The organism is uncultured Microbacterium sp. (assembly GCF_937927635.1).
Classification (GTDB): Bacteria; Actinomycetota; Actinomycetes; order Actinomycetales; family Microbacteriaceae; genus Microbacterium.
Genome location: NZ_CALBRW010000037.1, coordinates 43,854 through 59,746 on the forward strand (window position 1 = coordinate 43,854; position 15,893 = coordinate 59,746).

A 15,893-nucleotide genomic window follows, 5' to 3' on the forward strand; every position below is an offset into this window, starting at 1 on the left:
GCTCGGGACTCGTGCCCGGGAGACCGCCCCCGATGAGCGAGCCCCTGATGGGACCGGGCCGACGACGACCCGAAAGTCGAACTCCATGCTGGATACCCTCAACACCCGTGCGTCTCGGCGGGTGACCGCCGCCTCGTCCGCCCACTCGGCCATGCGCCGCCCCCTCATCGGCCTCGCCGTCGGTGCGGTGCTGGCAGGCATCGCCGCGACCGGAGTCATGGCCGCACCTGCCCTGGCTGCACCCAGTGCGGCGGATGTGCACAAGGCCGCCGCCGTGGAGCAGGACGGCCGCATCGCGCTGACCAACGCCGTCGCGCTGAACCACGTCGTCGAGCAGTCCGGCCTGCAGACCCCCTCCGCTCTTGCGGAAGTGAACGTCGCCGACCTCACGCGCGACGTGAAGGCCATCGCCGCGGCCGATGAGGCCAGCGCGGAGCAGCTGGCGGAACTCACCGACGACGTCATCCGCAGCACGGTGCGCGTGCAGCAGGGCACCACGCACCTCCAGAACGAGCTCAGCGCGGCGAAGGACGCCAAGGCCGCCGAGGAGGCCGCCAAGCAGGCGGAGGCCGCGCGCATCGCGGCGGAGCACGCGGCCGAGCGGCAGCGCCAGGCTGCAGCTGCGCTGGCGGCCGCCAACACGCCGAGCGGTGCGAAGGCCACGACGCGGCGGCTGGCGGCTGACCGCTATGGCTGGGGCAGTGGACAGTTCGCCTGCCTCTCGAGCCTCTGGAACAAGGAGTCCGGCTGGAACTACCAGGCCTACAACCGCAGCGGTGCCACCGGCATCCCGCAGGCGCTCCCCGGCAGCAAGATGGCCACCGCCGGTGCCGACTGGCGCACCAACGCGGCCACCCAGATCTCCTGGGGCCTGGACTACATCAAGCGCGCGTACGGCTCGCCCTGCGCGGCCTGGTCGCACTCCCGCGCGGTGAACTGGTACTGATCGTCAGCGCAGCTCGCTGATCAGCACCGCGCTGGTACCGGCCGCGCGCGCCTCGAACACGTGCGGGGCGTCGCCCGGATACGACAGGTAGTCGCCCGGATGCAGCAATTCGGGCTGGTCGGCGGGTCCGATCAGCGCCTCGCCGCTGATGAGCACCACGTGCTCGGTGGTGCCGTTGCGGTGGGGGAGCGAGCGGCGGGGCTCGCCGAGCTCGGCCTGGATCAGGTAGATGTCGCGGCGCGTTCCCGGCGCCGCGGCCGAGAGCAGCGTCGCCAGATACGGCGAGGCCGCCGAGGGCACGCCTGCGTGGTCTCCGAGGCGGATCAGCCGCGGAGCCGCCGCGCGCTCGTCCACGAGGGTCGAGAACGGGATGCCGAGCGCATCGCCGAGTGCCCACAGCGTCTCCACGCTGGGGTTGGCGGCCCCGGTCTCCAGCTGCGACACGGTGGCCTTCGAGACCCCCGCCCGACGGGCCAGCTCCGACACCGAGATGCCGACGGCCTCGCGTTCGCGGCGCAGGGAATGGGCGATGCGTTCACGCAGATCCATATGTTCAGTATGTCAAACGATCGTTCGACTTGACTGACGTGCCCGCGATGTTCAGAATGATGATCATGCGTTCAGCGGAGCGAACAGAGACGGATGCCGTGCGGCACCCCTCGCGCGAGGTGTGGCGCGAGGGTCTGGGCGTGGCCATCGCCACCAGCGCCTACGGCATCTCCTTCGGCGCTCTGGCCGTGGCATCCGGACTGGATGTCTGGCAGACGTGCGTGCTGAGCCTGGTGATGTTCACCGGCGGCTCGCAGTTCGCGTTCATCGGCGTGCTCGGCGCAGGCGGGCTGGCGGCGCTGCCCTCCGCAGTGGCATCGGCGGCGCTGCTGGGGGTGCGCAACGTGGCCTACGGCATGCGGATGTCGGGCATCATCGGCCGCGGGTTCCTCAAGCGCGCCGCGGCAGCGCAGGTCACCATCGACGAGTCGACCGCCGTCGCGATCTCGCAGGACGACCCGAAGCTCGGCCGACTGGGATTCTGGATCACGGGTCTGGGCGTGTTCGTCGGCTGGAATCTCACCACCCTGGCGGGGGCGCTGCTGGGTGACGTGCTGGGCGACCCGAAGGCGTGGGGCCTGGATGCCGCGGCTGCCGCGGCCTTCCTGGCACTGCTGTGGCCTCGGCTCAGGGAGCGTCAGGCTGTGGCGGTCGGTGTGGCGGCGGCCGTGGTCGCGGCGGTCCTCACGCCGGTGCTCATGCCCGGCCTGCCGGTGCTGGTGGCCGCTGTGGTCGCGATCGTGGTCGGCTGGTTCAACTGGCTCGGGCGCGATGCGGCACCCGCCTGCGAGGAGGCTGCGAAGTGACGATCTGGAGCGCCGTGCTGCTGGCCGCCTGCATCTGCGTGGGGCAGAAGCTCATCGGCTACCTCGTGCCCGCCAAGCTGCTCGAGGCGCCGCGCACAGCACGCATCTCCGACCTGCTGACCGTGGCGCTGCTGGGGGCGCTGGTGGCCGTGCAGTCGCTGGGCGCGGGGCAGGCGATCCTCGTGGACGCCAGGGTGCCTGCCGTGCTGGTGGCCGCTGGCCTGCTGTGGATGCGGCAGTCGTTCCTGGTGGTCGTCGCCGCGGCGGCCGCCGTGGCCGCTCTCCTGCGGCTGGTGGGCTGGGCCGCCTGAGGGGGTGCGCTCACAGCATCCGCCGCTACGCTGACCCCGTGCGCTCCGTCCTCTCCCGTGGTCTGTCCTGGCTCGCCGCCGCCCTCATCGGCGCGGTCTACGGCGTCGCGGCGACCATCGCGCACAGCTACATCCTGGGACCGGTGCCGGTGGGGCTGATCCTCGGCACTGTGGCCTGCGCCGCCCTGCTGATCGCGCTTCGCGCTCTCACCGGAGACCGCTGGGCGGCTCTCGCCGCCGGGATCGGGCTGCTGGGGATGCTGCTGGTCATCTCGCAGCGAGGGCCGGGCGGATCGGTGGTCGTGCCGAACACCGCGCTGGGCAACATCTGGATGTACCTCGCAGCGGGCATCGTGGTGCTCGTGGTGATGTGGCCGGACATGGCCCGGCTGCGCGCGCTGTCGGCATCCGCCGCCCGCACGGGCCGGGATGGCGCCCGCTCGTCGTAGACTGAGTGGGTGACGTATGTGATCGCCCTTCCCTGCGTCGACGTCAAGGACCGCGCCTGCGTCGACGAATGTCCCGTGGACTGCATCTACGAGGGGGAGCGGATGCTCTACATCCACCCCGATGAATGCGTGGACTGCGGCGCCTGCGAACCGGTCTGCCCCGTCGAGGCGATCTTCTACGAGGACGACCTACCCGAGGAATGGGCCGACTACTACAAGGCCAACGTCGAGTTCTTCGACGAGCTCGGATCCCCGGGCGGCGCCGCCAAGGTCGGCGTGCTGCCCTACGACCACGCGCTGGTCTCCGCGCTCCCGCCTCAGGTGCAGTGAGTGGGAGTCCGCGACCTCGCGAACTATCCCTGGGACGCCGTCGAGCCGTACCGGGCGCGCGCAGCCGCGCATCCTGACGGCATCGTCGACCTCTCGATCGGCTCGCCCGTCGATCCCACTCCCGAGGTCATCCGCCGGGCGCTGGCCGAGGCGACCGACGCGCACGCCTACCCGCAGACCGTCGGGACGCCCGCGCTGCGCGAGGCCATCGTCGACTGGTATGCGAGACGCCGGGGCGTGCCGGATCTCGCGGTCGGCAACGTGCTGCCCACCATCGGCTCCAAGGAGCTCGTGGCGCTGCTGCCGCTGCTGCTCGGGCTGGGAGTGGGCGATGTCGTCGTGCATCCGCGGGTCGCGTACCCCACTTACGCGGTCGGCGCGACGACCGTCGGGGCCACACCGTTGGCGATCGACGACCCGGCCGACTGGCCCGTGGGCGCGAAGCTGATCTGGATCAACACCCCCGGAAACCCCGACGGGCGCACCTGGAGCATCGACGAGCTGAAGGTCGCCGTCGCGCGAGCGCGCGAGCTGGGCGCCGTGCTGGCCAGCGACGAGTGCTACGCGGAGCTCGGCTGGGACGGCCCCTGGGCGTCCGAGCCCATCCCGTCGGTGCTGGACCCCCGCGTCACCGGCGGCACGAGGGCGGGACTGCTGAGTGTGTACTCGCTGAGCAAGCAGTCCAACCTGGCGGGGTATCGCGCCGCCCTGCTGGCCGGCTGCGCGCGCATCGTGGGGGAGCTGCTCACAGCGCGCAAGCACCTCGGCCTCATGCCTCCCGCTCCCGTGCAGCATGCGATGGCCGTCGCCCTGCGCGACGACGAGCACGTGGTCGCGCAGAAGGAGCTGTACCGCGTCCGGCGCGAGCTGCTGGTGCCGGCCGTTCAGGCTGCGGGCTTCCGCATCGACGGCTCCGAGGCCGGCCTGTACCTCTGGCTCACCGAGGGCCGTGACGCGTGGGACTCGATGGGTCGGCTGGCCGATCTCGGCATCCTGGCCGGTCCCGGCCACTTCTACGGCGACCACTCCGCCGATCATGTGCGCGTCTCTCTGACCGCTCCGCGGGAGCGTGTGGCGGCCGCGGCGGCTCGACTTGCAGCATCCGCTCGCTGAACTTGTCGGAATCCGCTGTCAGATCCCTGATCTCTTGGTGGATGTCACAGTTGGCCCGGCACCCGGCTAGGCTGTAAAAGCGATGCGGTCGGATCCCGACAGGCGCCCTGCGCCACACATCGTCCACGACGACACAGACGCAGCAGGAGGTAGGCGTGAGCGCAGCTCAGCCTGACAAGGCGACTCTCTCGATCGGCGACACCACCGCGGAGTTCCCGGTGCTGCGCTCGACCAGCGGGAATGCCAGCATCGACTTCTCGACTCTCACCCGCCAGACCGGGCACACGGCTCTGGACTACGGGTTCGTGAACACGGCCTCGACCAAGTCGGCCATCACGTTCATCGACGGCGACAAGGGCATCCTGCGCTATCGCGGTTACCCGATCGAGCAGATCGCGAAGAACTGCAGCTACCTCGAGACCGCGTGGCTGCTCATCTACGGCGAACTGCCCACGGCATCCGAGCTGGCCGAGTTCGACGACAAGATCCGCCGGCACACGCTGCTGCACGAGGACCTCAAGCACTTCTTCACCGCGCTGCCGCACACCGCGCACCCCATGTCCGTGCTGTCCTCGGCCGTCGCCGCGCTGTCGACGTACTACGAGGGCCAGACGGATCCCGCCAACCCCGAGCACGTCGAGCTGAACATGGTGCGGATGCTGGCCAAGCTGCCGGTCATCGCCGCATACGCGCACAAGAAGAGCGTCGGCCAGGCGTTCCTCTACCCCGACAACTCGCTGAGCTTCGTCGACAACTTCCTCAAGCTCAACTTCGGCGTGCAGTCCGAGGAGTACGAGGTCAACCCCGTCATGTCGAAGGCGCTCGAGCTGCTGCTGATCCTGCACGAGGACCACGAGCAGAACGCCTCGACCTCCACGGTCCGCCTGGTCGGCTCGACCGGCGCGAACCAGTTCGCCTCGATCTCCGCCGGCATCCAGGCGCTCTCCGGCCCGCTGCACGGCGGCGCCAACGAGGCCGTGCTGACCATGCTCGGGCAGATCCGCGAGTCGGGCCAGAGCGTGCAGCGCTTCGTGGAGCGGGTGAAGAACAAGGAGGACGGCGTCAAGCTGATGGGCTTCGGGCACCGCGTCTACAAGAACTACGACCCGCGCGCCAAGCTCGTCAAGGAGGCAGCCGACGAGGTGCTCGCCGAGCTCGGCGTGAGCGACCCGCTGCTGGATCTGGCCAAGGAGCTCGAGGAGATCGCCCTTGCGGACGACTACTTCAAGGAGCGTCGCCTGTACCCGAACGTCGACTTCTACACCGGCGTGATCTACAAGGCCATGGGCTTCCCGACCCGCATGTTCACCGTGCTGTTCGCCATCGGCCGCCTGCCCGGCTGGCTGGCGCAGTGGCGCGAGCTGAACCTCGACCCGCAGACCAAGATCGGCCGCCCGCAGCAGCTGTACATCGGCGCACCCGAGCGGCAGTTCCCCGCGCGCTGAGCGCGGCGCTCAGAGTCTGAACGCCGGTTCGGGATTCTCCCGGGCCGGCTTCGTCGTGTGCTTCCATTGATGCGGAACGGGGGCCGACACGCCAGATGACGGACGATTCCAGCGAGAACGTCCGACATCTGGCGTGTCGGCCCCCGAAGTGCATGCGGATCCGGGGTGCGTACACCGATGGGGTGCGGGTGCCGAACGGGTTGCGGGTGCCGGTGGGTGGGTGCGGATGCCGGAGGTGCGGATGCCGGCGGCATCCGCACCTCCGCGACTCAGCGGCCCTGCGGGCGGCTGGCGCGGCGCGAGCCGGTGCGGCGGCCGGGCTGCTGCTGACCAGCCGGGCGCGCGGCACCGTCGCGGTGCTGGCCGGCGGGACGCGAGCCCTGACGCTGCTGGCCGGTGGGAGCGCCGGTCTGGGTGCTGTAGCGGGTCTGGCTGCCCTGCGAACGGGCGCGCGAGTGGTCGGCGGCATCCTGACGCCGACCATCCTGACGCCGACCGCCCTGGCGCTGACCGGAATCCGACCGCGCGCTCTCCGAACGCCCGCCCTCGGCGCGCTGCCCACCGCGGCGGCCGCGTGAGCGACCGGCGGACCGGCCTTCGCCCGACTGGCCCTGGGCGGGCTTGGCCTTCGGCTTGCCCTGCGGCTGCTTGGGGACGGGCACGTACGCGACCTTCGCGGCGCGCTCGCCGACGAGCTCGTCGATGATGGCGGGGGTGACGTCCTCCAGCGGCGCCGTGATCTGCGCCTTGCGCAGGATGTCCTTCACGTCACGGCGCTGCTCGGGCAGTGTCACCGTGACGACGGTTCCGGCCTCGCCGGCGCGCGCGGTGCGGCCGGAGCGGTGCAGGTACGCCTTGTGCTCCACGGGCGGATCCACGTGCACGACCAGCTCGACATGGTCGACGTGCACGCCGCGGGCGGCCACGTCGGTGGCCACCAGCACGCGCACGCCGCCGTCGGCGGGGTCGGCGTTGAACGCGGCGAGGTTGCGCTCGCGGGCGTTCTGACCCAGGTTGCCCTGCAGGTCGACGGCGGGGATGCCGGAGGAGGTCAGCTGCTTGGCGAGCTTCTTGGCGTGGTGCTTGGTGCGGGTGAACAGGATGCGACGGCCGGTGCCGGATGCCAGCGCGGTCACCAGGTGCTTCTTGGCGTCGGCATCCGCCGCGACCAGCACGCGGTGGGTCATCTCGCCGACCGGCACGCTGGCCTCGTCGACCTCGTGGCTGACCGCGTCGTGCAGGAACTTCCGCGCGAGCGTGTCGATGCCGTGGTCGAGGGTGGCGCTGAACAGCAGGCGCTGCCCGTTCTTCGGGGTGGCGCTCAGGATGCGGGTGACGCCGGGCAGGAAGCCCAGGTCGGCCATGTGGTCGGCCTCGTCCAGCACAGCCACCTCCACGGCATCCAGCGAGACGACGCCCTGCTTCATGAGGTCCTCGAGACGCCCGGGGCACGCCACGACGATGTCGACGCCGGCGCGCATGGCCTGCTCCTGCGGGCGCTGGCTCACGCCGCCGAAGATGGTGGTCACGCGCAGGCCGACCGCCTTCGCCAGCGGGGCCACGGTCGCGGCGATCTGCGAGGCCAGCTCACGGGTGGGCGCCAGCACCAGGCCGCGCGGGTGGCCCGCACGGTGCGCGGAGCGGGATGCCGCCAGCCGGGCGACCAGGGGGAGGGCGAACGCGATGGTCTTGCCGCTGCCGGTGCGGCCGCGGCCCAGCAGGTCGCGACCGGCGAGCGAGTCGGGGAGCGTGTCGCGCTGGATGGCGAACGCCTCGGTCTTGCCGTCGGCGGCCAGGACGTCTGCGAGGACGGCGGGCACACCGAGATCGATGAAGGAAGTCATAGGGATACTCCGGGAAGGGCGCAGGATCGCTGCGCAAGGGGGCGACGGCGCGGGTTCGCGCATCGGTTCGCCGCTCGAGATGTGACCGCGGACCGGATGCCGGGGCGGAAGTGTGTCGACGACGCAGACGTCTCGCTTCGCGAGGAGCGTCGCATCAACCCTAACAGCCCGCCAACCTCGTCCCTGGACGTACGCCGACACCCCGTCGTGTCGCCCACACCCCGGCCCGCAGACGCCCAGAGGCCGGGGTGTCGGCGGTAGGGCGGGGTCTCGGCGAAGAGGATGAGGGCGGATGCTAGGCGTGCAGGGCCTTGTTGAGGGTGACGCCCTGGCCTGCGCGCTGCCTGGCCTCGATGGCGCCGGTGACGGAGTTGCGCCAGAACAGCAGTCCGTCGCGGCCGGACAGGGTCACGGCCTTCACCGCAGGACGGCGGCCGTCGGCGTCCTTCGGCCGGTCGACCAGCACGACCTTGGTGCCGGCGGTCAGGTACAGGCCGGCCTCGACGATGCAGTCGTCGCCGAGCGAGATCCCCACGCCGGAGTTCGCACCCAGCAGCGTGCGCGCGCCGATCGAGACGCGCTGCGTACCGCCGCCGGAGAGCGTGCCCATGATGGATGCTCCGCCGCCGACGTCGCTGCCGTCGCCGACCACGACGCCCTGCGACACGCGGCCCTCGACCATCGAGGCGCCCAGCGTGCCGGCGTTGTAATTCACGAAGCCCTCGTGCATCACCGTGGTGCCGGGCGAGAGGTGCGCGCCCAGGCGCACGCGCGAGGCATCCGCGATGCGCACGCCGGCGGGCTGCACGTAGTCGGTGAGGCGGGGGAACTTGTCCAGTCCCTGCACCTGGATGCCGTGCCGCTGCAGCTGCGGGCGCAGCCGCGCCGCGTCGGCGGGCAGCATCGGGCCGGCGTTTGTCCACGCCACGATCGAGAGATGGGCGAAGATGCCGTCCAGGTTGACCTCGTTGGGGCGCACCAGCAGGTGCGAGAGCGCATGCAGGCGCAGATAGGCGTCCTCGGTCGAGGCGACCGCCGCATCCAGGTCGATGCTCAGTGCGACCTGCTCCACGACCACGGCGCGGCGCTCATCGGGGCCTTCACCATCGGGAGCGACAGCACTCTCGGGCAGCTCGCCGGGCCCCAGCGCGGGGAACCAGGCATCCAGGACGGTGCCATCGGATGCGATCGTGCGGAGGCCGGTGCCCCAGGCGGTGCGCGCAGTGCTCATGCAGCAACGGTAGCGCGGCAGGTCTCATGCGCACTGTGCGTGTGACGCACGGTTTAGTGTGGAGGATATGGTGCTCGATCTGACTGCGTCCGCCGCTGACATCACTCGCGCTATCTGCGACATCCCCAGCGTCTCGGGCACGGAGGGACCGCTGGCCGATGAGATCGAGCAGAGCATGCGCGCCTACCCGCATCTGGAGGTGTCGCGGCACGGCAACACCGTCGTCGCGCGGACGAGCCTGGGCCTGCCGCAGCGGGTCGTGATCGCCGGGCACATCGACACCGTGCCGATCAACGACAACGTACCCACCCGCACTGTGCAGATCGACGGCGCCTGGCACCTCTGGGGCCGCGGCACCGTCGACATGAAGGCCGGCGTGGCCGTGCAGCTGAAGCTGGCCGCCGAGCTCACCGCACCCGAGGCCGACATCACGTGGATGTGGTACGACAACGAGGAGGTCGACGAGGCGCGCAACGGCCTGTTCCTGCTGGCGAAGGATCGCCCCGACCTGTTCGCCGCCGACTTCGCCATCCTCGGCGAACCCTCCGACGGCAGGGTGGAGGGCGGCTGCAACGGCACCATGCGCGCCGTCGTTCGCACACGCGGCGTCCGCGCGCACAGCGCCCGCTCCTGGGTCGGCGAGAACGCCATCCACGGTGCGGCCCCCATCCTGACCCGCCTGGCCGAGTACCGTGCCCGTGAGATCACCGTGGAGGGCCTCGGCTACCGCGAGGGCCTCAACGCGGTCAGCATCCGAGGCGGTGTGGCGGGAAACGTCATCCCCGACCTCTGCGAGGTCGAGGTGAACTACCGCTTCGCGCCCAGCAAGAGCGTGGCGGATGCCGAGGCGCACGTGCGCGCCGCGTTCGAGGGTTTCGAGGTGGAGATCACGGATGCCGCCGCCGGTGCGCGCCCGGGGCTCGACGCACCCATCGCGCAGCGCTTCCTCGCCGCGGTCGGCGGGCAGGCGCACGCCAAGTACGGCTGGACCGACGTGGCGCGGTTCTCGGCGATGGGCGTCCCCGCCGTCAACTACGGCCCCGGCGATCCGCACCTCGCGCACCACGATGAGGAGCGGGTCCCGCTGGCGCAGATCGAGGCTGTCGAACGCGGGCTGCGCGCGTGGCTGACCGGCGCCTGAGTCGGGCGCTGCGCGGTTGGGCGCGGCTGCCCGTGATCGGCCGCATCGCGGTGATCTACGTGGCGGCCCGGCTGGTGACGACCGGCTTCCTGCTGCTGGCATCCGGCTTCTCGACCTCGGTCTCGCGGTTCGGGATCGCACCGGGCCTGCGCGACTACGTGCTGGGCTGGGATGCGCAGTGGTACTGGTGGGTGGCCGTGAACGGCTATCCGCACACGCTGCCGCTGACGGATGCCGGCGACATCGCCGAGAACGCCTGGGCGTTCATGCCGGTGTACCCGTGGGCGGCGGACATCGCGGGTCTCGGCGACTGGGCGGCGGGCGCCGTGCTGGTGTCGCTGGTCGCGGGCTTCCTGGCGAGCCTGGTGCTGCACCGGCTGCTGCGCCCGCGGATCGGCGCCTCGGCGGCGATGTGGGCGGTGGCGTTCTTCGCATCGGGTCCCACGTCGGCGATGTTCCAGGTGGGCTACGCCGAGGCGCTGTTCGTTCTCCTGCTGGTGCTGGCCCTGGATCTGGTGGCGCGGCGCCGCTACGCCTGGCTGTACGCGGTGCTGCCGGTGATGGGCTTCACACGCCCCGGCATCCTCGCCTTCGCGCTGTTCCTGGGGCTGCACGGAATCCTGCGGTGGGTTCGTCGCGATCACGAGCCGCTGCCGGCGCGGCACGTCGTGCACATCATCGCGCTGGGCGCTCTGTCGGTGGTCGTCGGCTTCGCCTGGCAGGTGATCGCGGGCGTCGTCACGGGCGATCCGTCGGCGTACCTGAAGACCGAGCTCGCGTGGCGTCGCAACTGGCTGCTCGATCCGAGCTCCGAGTTCCTCCCGTTCGAGGGGTTCGTGCGCGGGGCGGAGTTCTGGGCAGGGCAGTGGGGGATGCCCGGCTGGACCGGCTGGGTGGTGCTGATGCTGCTGGTGGCGGGAGCCGCGGCGCTGCTGCTGCGATCGGCGTCGGTGCGCAGGCTCGGCTCCGACATCCGGCTGTGGAGCGCGAGCTACCTGCTGTACCTGCTGGCGGTGTTCTTCCCGCAGTCCTCGACGCTGCGGCTGCTCATGCCGCTGACGCCGCTGTGGGGTGCGCTGGCGGTGCGGCGATCGCGCCGGTTCCGGTGGGGGATGCTGGCGCTCTGCCTGCTCGCGCAATGGCTGTGGATCCTGTCGATGTACGGCCTGGCGACCACGTTCTACCAGGTTCCATAGCCGGATCAGAGAGTGCGCACAGGCCGTCTGACCGGCGATTGTTGCGGGTGGCATGTCCCCGGCGCATGCTGACGATAAACTTGGTGCATACCACCGAGCGAAAGGATGCCGCGATGGCAGCGATGAAGCCGAGGACTGGCGACGGACCGATGGAGGCCGTGAAGGAGGGGCGTCTCATCATCGTGCGAGTTCCGCTCGAAGGCGGCGGCCGTCTGGTCGTCTCCGTGAACGATGCAGAGGCCAAGGAGCTCCACGACGTGCTTGGCGCCGTCGTGGCAGCGGTCTGACCGGAGAGCACAGCAGAAGGGGCGGTGGGTTGACCACCGCCCCTTCTCGTGTCTTCGGGCGCTGCCCGTGGGCAGCGCCGCTTGGGACTCTGCGCCGGGCTCAGGCCGAGATGCGCGAGAGCTGCAGCAGGCCCTCTCCGGTCGTGGAGAGCGCCGCGAGCACCGCCGGCGACTCCTGGGTCTCCTGCACCAGCGAGCGGTACGCGCTGGTGACGGCATCGCGCTGCACGGGGTCGGCCACGCGGCCGCCGGCCAGCACCCGCGGCACGAGCACCAGCCCGCCCGGTCGCGCCAGGCGCAGACCGTGCTCGACGTACTCGATGACGTTCTCGGGGTCGGCGTCGACGAGCACGATGTCGTAGGACGCCTCGTTCATGCGCGGCAGCACGTCCGACGCTCGCCCGGTGATGAACCGGGCCCTCGCGGCGGGGATCTTCGCGTCGGCGAAGGCCTGCCTGGCCGCCGCCAGGTGCTCGGGCTCGTTGTCGATGGTGGTCAGCACCGCCTGCGGGGCGCCGCGCAGCAGCCACAGGCCGGAGACTCCGGCGCCGGTGCCGATCTCGACGATGGATCGGGCTGCGACGCTCGCCGCCAGCACCGCGTACTCGGCGCCGACGACCGGGCTGATCGGCGCAGCGCCGAGTTCGAGTGCGTGTGTGCGGGCGCGGGAGATGGCTGCGGGTTCGACGGTCGTCTCGCGGGCGAATCGGGCGTTCGCGTCGTGTTCGCTCATGGGGTTCTCCAGACGAATCGGGTCATAGACAGCGTAAGCGCCCGCGGTGCATGCCGCTGGCAGGCGCGGCGGGTAGCCTGAGGGGATGGAGTTCGGCCTCACATTCGACAAGCTGCTGCTGATCGGCCTTGTCGCGGTGCTCATCATCGGCCCCGAGCGTCTGCCGAAGGCCGCTGAGGCGTTCTCCAAGTTCGTCCGCCGCGCGGGGGAGTACCTGCGCGACACCAAGGACAAGATGAAGGACGAGCTGGGCCCGGAGATCGACGAGGTCGACTGGCGCAAGCTGGATCCCCGCCAGTACGACCCGCGCCGCATCATCCGCGATGCGCTGTTCGAGGAGCCGTCGTTCGACAGTGCACCGAGCGCTCCCGCGACCTCGAACCCGTTCGCGGCCGACCCGGTCGTCGAGTCGGCCGCGCCGAGCCGTGCACCCCGGACGCGCGAGTTCTTCACCCGCGCCACGCCGCCGCCGTTCGACGCCGAGGCCACCTGATCCGCCCCGACCTGATCCGCCGGCGCAGACCTGATCCGTCGACTTCGGCGGTCAGAGCAGCCGCATCGGCAGTGAACGGCCGGCCAGGTCGCGTCCGCGCTGCGCGATGGTGCGGGCGAGCTCGATGATGGCCTGGGCCGCGGCGTCCTCCGGGTGGTCCAGCACCACCGGCACCCCGGCATCCCCGCCCACGCGCAGCGCAGGGCTGAGCGGGATGGATGCCAGCAGCGGAACCTCCTCGGCGGGCGCGCCCTGGTCGCCGGGCGCGCTGAGCGCCGCGGACACCTCGCCGCCGCCGCCGGTGCCGAACAGGTCGATGACGGTGCCGTCCGGCAAGGTGTAGGGCGCCATGTTCTCGACGACGCCCATCACGTGCTGCCCGGTGCGGCGGGCGACCAGTCCGCTGCGGATGGCCACCTCCGACGCAGCGCGCTGCGGCGTGGTGACCACGAGCACCTCGGCGTGCGGCAGCAGCTGCCCGATCGTGATGGCGATGTCGCCCGTGCCCGGCGGCATGTCGATGAGCAGCACGTCCAGGTCGCCGAAGAACACGTCGGTGAGGAACTGCTTCACGGTGCGGTGCAGCATGGGGCCGCGCCACGCCACCATCGCCTCGCCGTCGCGCAGGAACATCCCGATCGAGATGGCCTTCACATCGTGGGCGACCGGCGGCAGCATCATGTCGTCGATGCGCGTGGGCTGCGTTCCTGGCGCGATGCCGAGGAGCCCCGGGATCGAGAAGCCGTGCACGTCGGCATCCACCAGCCCCACCCGCAGGCCCTCGTGGGCGAGGGCGGCGGCGAGATTCGCGGTGACGGTGGACTTGCCCACGCCGCCCTTGCCGCTGGTGACGAGGATGACGCGGGTGAGCGAGTCCTTGGTGAACGGGATCTCCCTGGCGGGGTGTCCGTCGCGCAGCTTCTCGGTGAGGGCCCGGCGCTCGAACGGCGTCATCACGCCCACCTGCACGTCGACGTCGGTGATGCCGGGGACGGCGGCCGCGGCATCCCGCACGTCCTGCTCGATGCGGCGCGCCATCGGGCATCCCACGATCGTGAGCACGATGGCGACGTCGGCGTGCGTGCCGTCGACGGAGATGGTGCGCACCATGTCCATGTCGCCGATGGGACGGCGGAGCTCGGGGTCCGTGACCGCGGAGACCGCTGCCCGGACCTGATCTGCGGTGGTCATGACGGGTTCTCCTCGGCCGGCTCCGGTTCGAGCTCGGCGAGCATCGACTTCAGCTCCTGGCGCAGCACCTCGCGGGTGACGAGCTTCTCGTTGCGCTCCTCGAGGGCCAGACGCAGCGCGACGATCTCACGCGCCAGGTACTCGGTGTCGGCCAGGTTGCGCTCGGCGCGCTGCCGGTCCTGCTCGATCTGCACGCGGTCGCGGTCGTCCTGACGGTTCTGCGCGAGCAGGATCAGCGGAGCCGCGTACGACGCCTGCAGCGAGAGCATCAGCGTCAGGGCGGTGAAGCCGAGGGCGGCGTCATCGAAGCGCAGGGCATGCGGCATGACGGTGTTCCAGCTGATCCAGAGCACGCAGAACAGGGTGAGGATGACCAGGAAGGCGGGAGTGCCCATCGCCCGGGCCACCCACTCCGTGAACCTGCCGAACCGGTCGCGCGAAGGCGCCTGCGGGCGGGCGGCGCTGGTGCCGGCGCGGGGGGTGTCCAGGCGCGCGCTGCGAGCCATCATCGTGCTCCGCTCGTCTCGTTCTCGTCGGAGTCGTGCGTGCGCCAGTCGTCAGGCAGCAGGTAGTCCAGCACGTCGTCGACGCTGATCGCGCCGACGAGGCGGTGCGTGGAGTCCACCACCGGCAGCGAGACGAGGTCGTAGCTGGCCAGCAGGCGGGCCACCTCGGTGGCGGATGCCGTGACCGAGACCGGCTCGATGTTGTCGTCCAGGATGGCCCCCAGTCGCTCGTGCGGCGGGTAGCGCAGCATCCGCTGGAAGTGCACGACGCCCAGCAGGCGTCCGGTGGGCGTCTCGAAGGGTGGCAGCGTGACGAACACCGCGGCGGCGAGGGCCGGATGCAGCTCGTGCCGGCGGATGAGGGCGAGCGCTTCGGCGACCGTGGCATCGGCGGAGAGGATGATGGGCTCGGTGGTCATCAGGCCGCCGGCGGTGTCGGGGCCGTAGCGCAGCAGGGTGCGGACGTCCTCCGCCTCCTCCGGCTCCATGAGCGCCAGCAGCTGCTCGAGGCGCTCCGGCGGGAGCTGTGCGAGCAGGTCGGCCGCGTCGTCCGGTTCCATCTCGTCGAGCACGTCGGCGGCGCGCTCGTCGCCCAGGCGGTCCAGGATGCCGACCTGGTCGTCCTCGGGCATCTCCTCCAGCGCGTCGGCCAGCCGCTCGTCGGGAAGCTCCTCCGCGACCTCGATCAGGCGCTGCTCGGGAAGGTCCAACAGCGTTGTGGCCAGGTCGGCCGCGTGCAGCTCGGAGTAGGTGGCGACCAGCTGTTCGGCGGACTGCGCCTCGCCGGGGCGCTGCTGCTCGGCGACCTCGTTCCATGCGGCGAATGTCGTGGGGCCCTTCGCGAAGGGGGAGGCGCTGGTCTTCGCCTTGCGCAGGAAGAGCTGCGTGACGGCCCATTCGCCGTGCCGGTCCTGCTCGATGGCGGCGTCCTCGACGACGGCGGTGCCGCTGCCGTCGGTCAGACTCACCTTCCTGCCGAGGTACTCGGCCAGCACGCGCACCTCGCCGGGACGCGGCTGGAAGCGGCGCACGTTGATCAGGCCCGTGCTGATGACCTGTCCGGCGCGGATCGAGTTGACGCGCCCGATGGACAGGAACACGTGTCGGCGACCGGGGATCTCCACGACCAGGCCGATCACGCGAGGAGCGGCGGTTTTTCGGTACACGATGACGACGTCCCGGACCTTGCCGAGCCGGTCGCCCACGGGGTCGAACACGGCGCAGCCGGCCAGGCGCGCGACGAAAACCCGTTGTGTGCTCACAGCATCCAGCGTAGTCGGCGCACCGGCGTGACGACCCTCGGAGACTCCTGCTGGGAGGCG

18 protein-coding genes are annotated in these 15,893 nt (G+C 71.0%); 11 read left to right on the plus strand and 7 right to left on the minus strand.

All coding sequences use genetic code 11. The features are described 5' to 3' along the window. The first annotated feature begins 85 nt into the window (after window positions 1-85). Window positions 86-946: a phospholipase gene (locus Q0568_RS14765; RefSeq protein WP_298867847.1), complete on the plus strand. Its 861-nt coding sequence runs from the start codon at window positions 86-88 to the stop codon at window positions 944-946. Between the two features lie 3 nt (window positions 947-949). Here the strand turns inward: Q0568_RS14765 and Q0568_RS14770 are convergent, their stop codons facing one another. Further along, window positions 950-1,495: an XRE family transcriptional regulator gene (locus Q0568_RS14770; RefSeq protein ID WP_298867850.1), complete on the minus strand. Its 546-nt coding sequence runs from the start codon at window positions 1,493-1,495 to the stop codon at window positions 950-952. Window positions 1,496-1,560: 65 nt separating this feature from the next. On the opposite strand from Q0568_RS14770, the gene Q0568_RS14775 reads away from it, so the two are divergent. From Q0568_RS14775 to Q0568_RS14800, 6 genes are all read left to right on the plus strand, one after another. Then, window positions 1,561-2,301, plus strand: a complete 741-nt coding sequence (locus Q0568_RS14775) for an AzlC family ABC transporter permease (RefSeq protein ID WP_298867852.1) — start codon at window positions 1,561-1,563, stop codon at window positions 2,299-2,301. Continuing rightward, window positions 2,298-2,612 (plus strand): AzlD domain-containing protein, encoded by a 315-nt coding sequence (locus tag Q0568_RS14780; RefSeq protein WP_298867854.1) that lies wholly within the window; start codon window positions 2,298-2,300, stop codon window positions 2,610-2,612. Before Q0568_RS14775 ends, Q0568_RS14780 begins: the two co-directional genes overlap by 4 nt. Before the next feature lie 38 nt (window positions 2,613-2,650). Beyond that, complete coding sequence (locus Q0568_RS14785) at window positions 2,651-3,061, plus strand: histidinol dehydrogenase (RefSeq protein WP_298867856.1); 411 nt, start codon at window positions 2,651-2,653, stop codon at window positions 3,059-3,061. Between the two features lie 9 nt (window positions 3,062-3,070). Beyond that, the gene (gene fdxA, locus Q0568_RS14790; RefSeq protein WP_298867858.1) at window positions 3,071-3,391 is read left to right on the plus strand and encodes a ferredoxin; all 321 of its coding nucleotides are present in this window, start codon (window positions 3,071-3,073) and stop codon (window positions 3,389-3,391) included. Next, window positions 3,392-4,504 (plus strand): succinyldiaminopimelate transaminase, encoded by a 1,113-nt coding sequence (gene dapC / locus Q0568_RS14795; RefSeq protein ID WP_298867860.1) that lies wholly within the window; start codon window positions 3,392-3,394, stop codon window positions 4,502-4,504. A gap of 155 nt (window positions 4,505-4,659) precedes the next feature. Next, the gene (locus tag Q0568_RS14800; protein ID WP_298867862.1) at window positions 4,660-5,949 is read left to right on the plus strand and encodes a citrate synthase; all 1,290 of its coding nucleotides are present in this window, start codon (window positions 4,660-4,662) and stop codon (window positions 5,947-5,949) included. 269 nt (window positions 5,950-6,218) lie between these two features. On the opposite strand, the gene Q0568_RS14805 is transcribed toward Q0568_RS14800, so the two are convergent. After that, window positions 6,219-7,793 (minus strand): DEAD/DEAH box helicase, encoded by a 1,575-nt coding sequence (locus Q0568_RS14805; RefSeq protein WP_298867864.1) that lies wholly within the window; start codon window positions 7,791-7,793, stop codon window positions 6,219-6,221. 295 nt (window positions 7,794-8,088) lie between these two features. After that, entirely contained in the window at window positions 8,089-9,024 is a 936-nt protein-coding gene (gene dapD, locus Q0568_RS14810; RefSeq protein WP_298867866.1) for a 2,3,4,5-tetrahydropyridine-2,6-dicarboxylate N-succinyltransferase, read from the minus strand. Between the two features lie 67 nt (window positions 9,025-9,091). On the opposite strand from dapD, the gene dapE reads away from it, so the two are divergent. The 3 genes from dapE (at window position 9,092) to Q0568_RS14825 (ending at window position 11,648) form a co-directional block, all read left to right on the plus strand. Further along, window positions 9,092-10,165 carry a succinyl-diaminopimelate desuccinylase gene (gene dapE, locus Q0568_RS14815; RefSeq protein WP_298867868.1) on the plus strand — a complete coding sequence of 358 codons (1,074 nt, stop codon included), beginning with the start codon at window positions 9,092-9,094 and terminating at the stop codon, window positions 10,163-10,165. Beyond that, entirely contained in the window at window positions 10,147-11,361 is a 1,215-nt protein-coding gene (locus tag Q0568_RS14820) for a hypothetical protein (RefSeq protein WP_298867869.1), read from the plus strand. Before dapE ends, Q0568_RS14820 begins: the two co-directional genes overlap by 19 nt. Window positions 11,362-11,474: 113 nt before the next feature. Then, on the plus strand, window positions 11,475-11,648 hold the full coding sequence (locus tag Q0568_RS14825) for a DUF3117 domain-containing protein (protein WP_298867871.1): 174 nt from the start codon (window positions 11,475-11,477) through the stop codon (window positions 11,646-11,648). A gap of 100 nt (window positions 11,649-11,748) precedes the next feature. On the opposite strand, the gene Q0568_RS14830 is transcribed toward Q0568_RS14825, so the two are convergent. Further along, window positions 11,749-12,381, minus strand: coding sequence for a class I SAM-dependent methyltransferase (locus Q0568_RS14830; RefSeq protein WP_298867873.1), 633 nt, complete (start codon window positions 12,379-12,381; stop codon window positions 11,749-11,751). Window positions 12,382-12,466: 85 nt separating this feature from the next. Here Q0568_RS14830 and Q0568_RS14835 point away from each other — a divergent pair, with 85 nt between their 5' ends. After that, complete coding sequence (locus tag Q0568_RS14835) at window positions 12,467-12,874, plus strand: twin-arginine translocase TatA/TatE family subunit (RefSeq protein ID WP_298867877.1); 408 nt, start codon at window positions 12,467-12,469, stop codon at window positions 12,872-12,874. Window positions 12,875-12,925: 51 nt separating this feature from the next. On the opposite strand, the gene Q0568_RS14840 is transcribed toward Q0568_RS14835, so the two are convergent. The 3 genes from Q0568_RS14840 to Q0568_RS14850 are packed head-to-tail and all read right to left on the minus strand — an operon-like array spanning window position 12,926 to window position 15,833. Beyond that, complete coding sequence (locus tag Q0568_RS14840) at window positions 12,926-14,065, minus strand: Mrp/NBP35 family ATP-binding protein (protein WP_298867879.1); 1,140 nt, start codon at window positions 14,063-14,065, stop codon at window positions 12,926-12,928. Further along, window positions 14,062-14,571, minus strand: a complete 510-nt coding sequence (locus tag Q0568_RS14845) for a DUF1003 domain-containing protein (RefSeq protein WP_298867948.1) — start codon at window positions 14,569-14,571, stop codon at window positions 14,062-14,064. The genes Q0568_RS14840 and Q0568_RS14845 overlap by 4 nt, the downstream gene beginning before the upstream one ends. After that, window positions 14,571-15,833 carry a CBS domain-containing protein gene (locus Q0568_RS14850; protein WP_298867881.1) on the minus strand — a complete coding sequence of 421 codons (1,263 nt, stop codon included), beginning with the start codon at window positions 15,831-15,833 and terminating at the stop codon, window positions 14,571-14,573. Before Q0568_RS14850 ends, Q0568_RS14845 begins: the two co-directional genes overlap by 1 nt. Window positions 15,834-15,893: the final 60 nt, after the last annotated feature.

What these genes read in the sequence shown, in the direction of transcription:
- Q0568_RS14765 (WP_298867847.1), top strand. Translation starts at nt 86, where the DNA reads ATGCTGGATACCCTCAACACCCGTGCGTCTCGGCGGGTGACCGCCGCC.
- Q0568_RS14770 (WP_298867850.1), bottom strand. Translation starts at nt 1,495, where the DNA reads ATGGATCTGCGTGAACGCATCGCCCATTCCCTGCGCCGCGAACGCGAG.
- Q0568_RS14775 (WP_298867852.1), top strand. Translation starts at nt 1,561, where the DNA reads ATGCGTTCAGCGGAGCGAACAGAGACGGATGCCGTGCGGCACCCCTCG.
- Q0568_RS14805 (WP_298867864.1), bottom strand. Translation starts at nt 7,793, where the DNA reads ATGACTTCCTTCATCGATCTCGGTGTGCCCGCCGTCCTCGCAGACGTC.
- dapD (WP_298867866.1), bottom strand. Translation starts at nt 9,024, where the DNA reads ATGAGCACTGCGCGCACCGCCTGGGGCACCGGCCTCCGCACGATCGCA.
- dapE (WP_298867868.1), top strand. Translation starts at nt 9,092, where the DNA reads ATGGTGCTCGATCTGACTGCGTCCGCCGCTGACATCACTCGCGCTATC.
- Q0568_RS14825 (WP_298867871.1), top strand. Translation starts at nt 11,475, where the DNA reads ATGGCAGCGATGAAGCCGAGGACTGGCGACGGACCGATGGAGGCCGTG.
- Q0568_RS14830 (WP_298867873.1), bottom strand. Translation starts at nt 12,381, where the DNA reads ATGAGCGAACACGACGCGAACGCCCGATTCGCCCGCGAGACGACCGTC.
- Q0568_RS14835 (WP_298867877.1), top strand. Translation starts at nt 12,467, where the DNA reads ATGGAGTTCGGCCTCACATTCGACAAGCTGCTGCTGATCGGCCTTGTC.
- Q0568_RS14840 (WP_298867879.1), bottom strand. Translation starts at nt 14,065, where the DNA reads ATGACCACCGCAGATCAGGTCCGGGCAGCGGTCTCCGCGGTCACGGAC.
- Q0568_RS14845 (WP_298867948.1), bottom strand. Translation starts at nt 14,571, where the DNA reads ATGGCTCGCAGCGCGCGCCTGGACACCCCCCGCGCCGGCACCAGCGCC.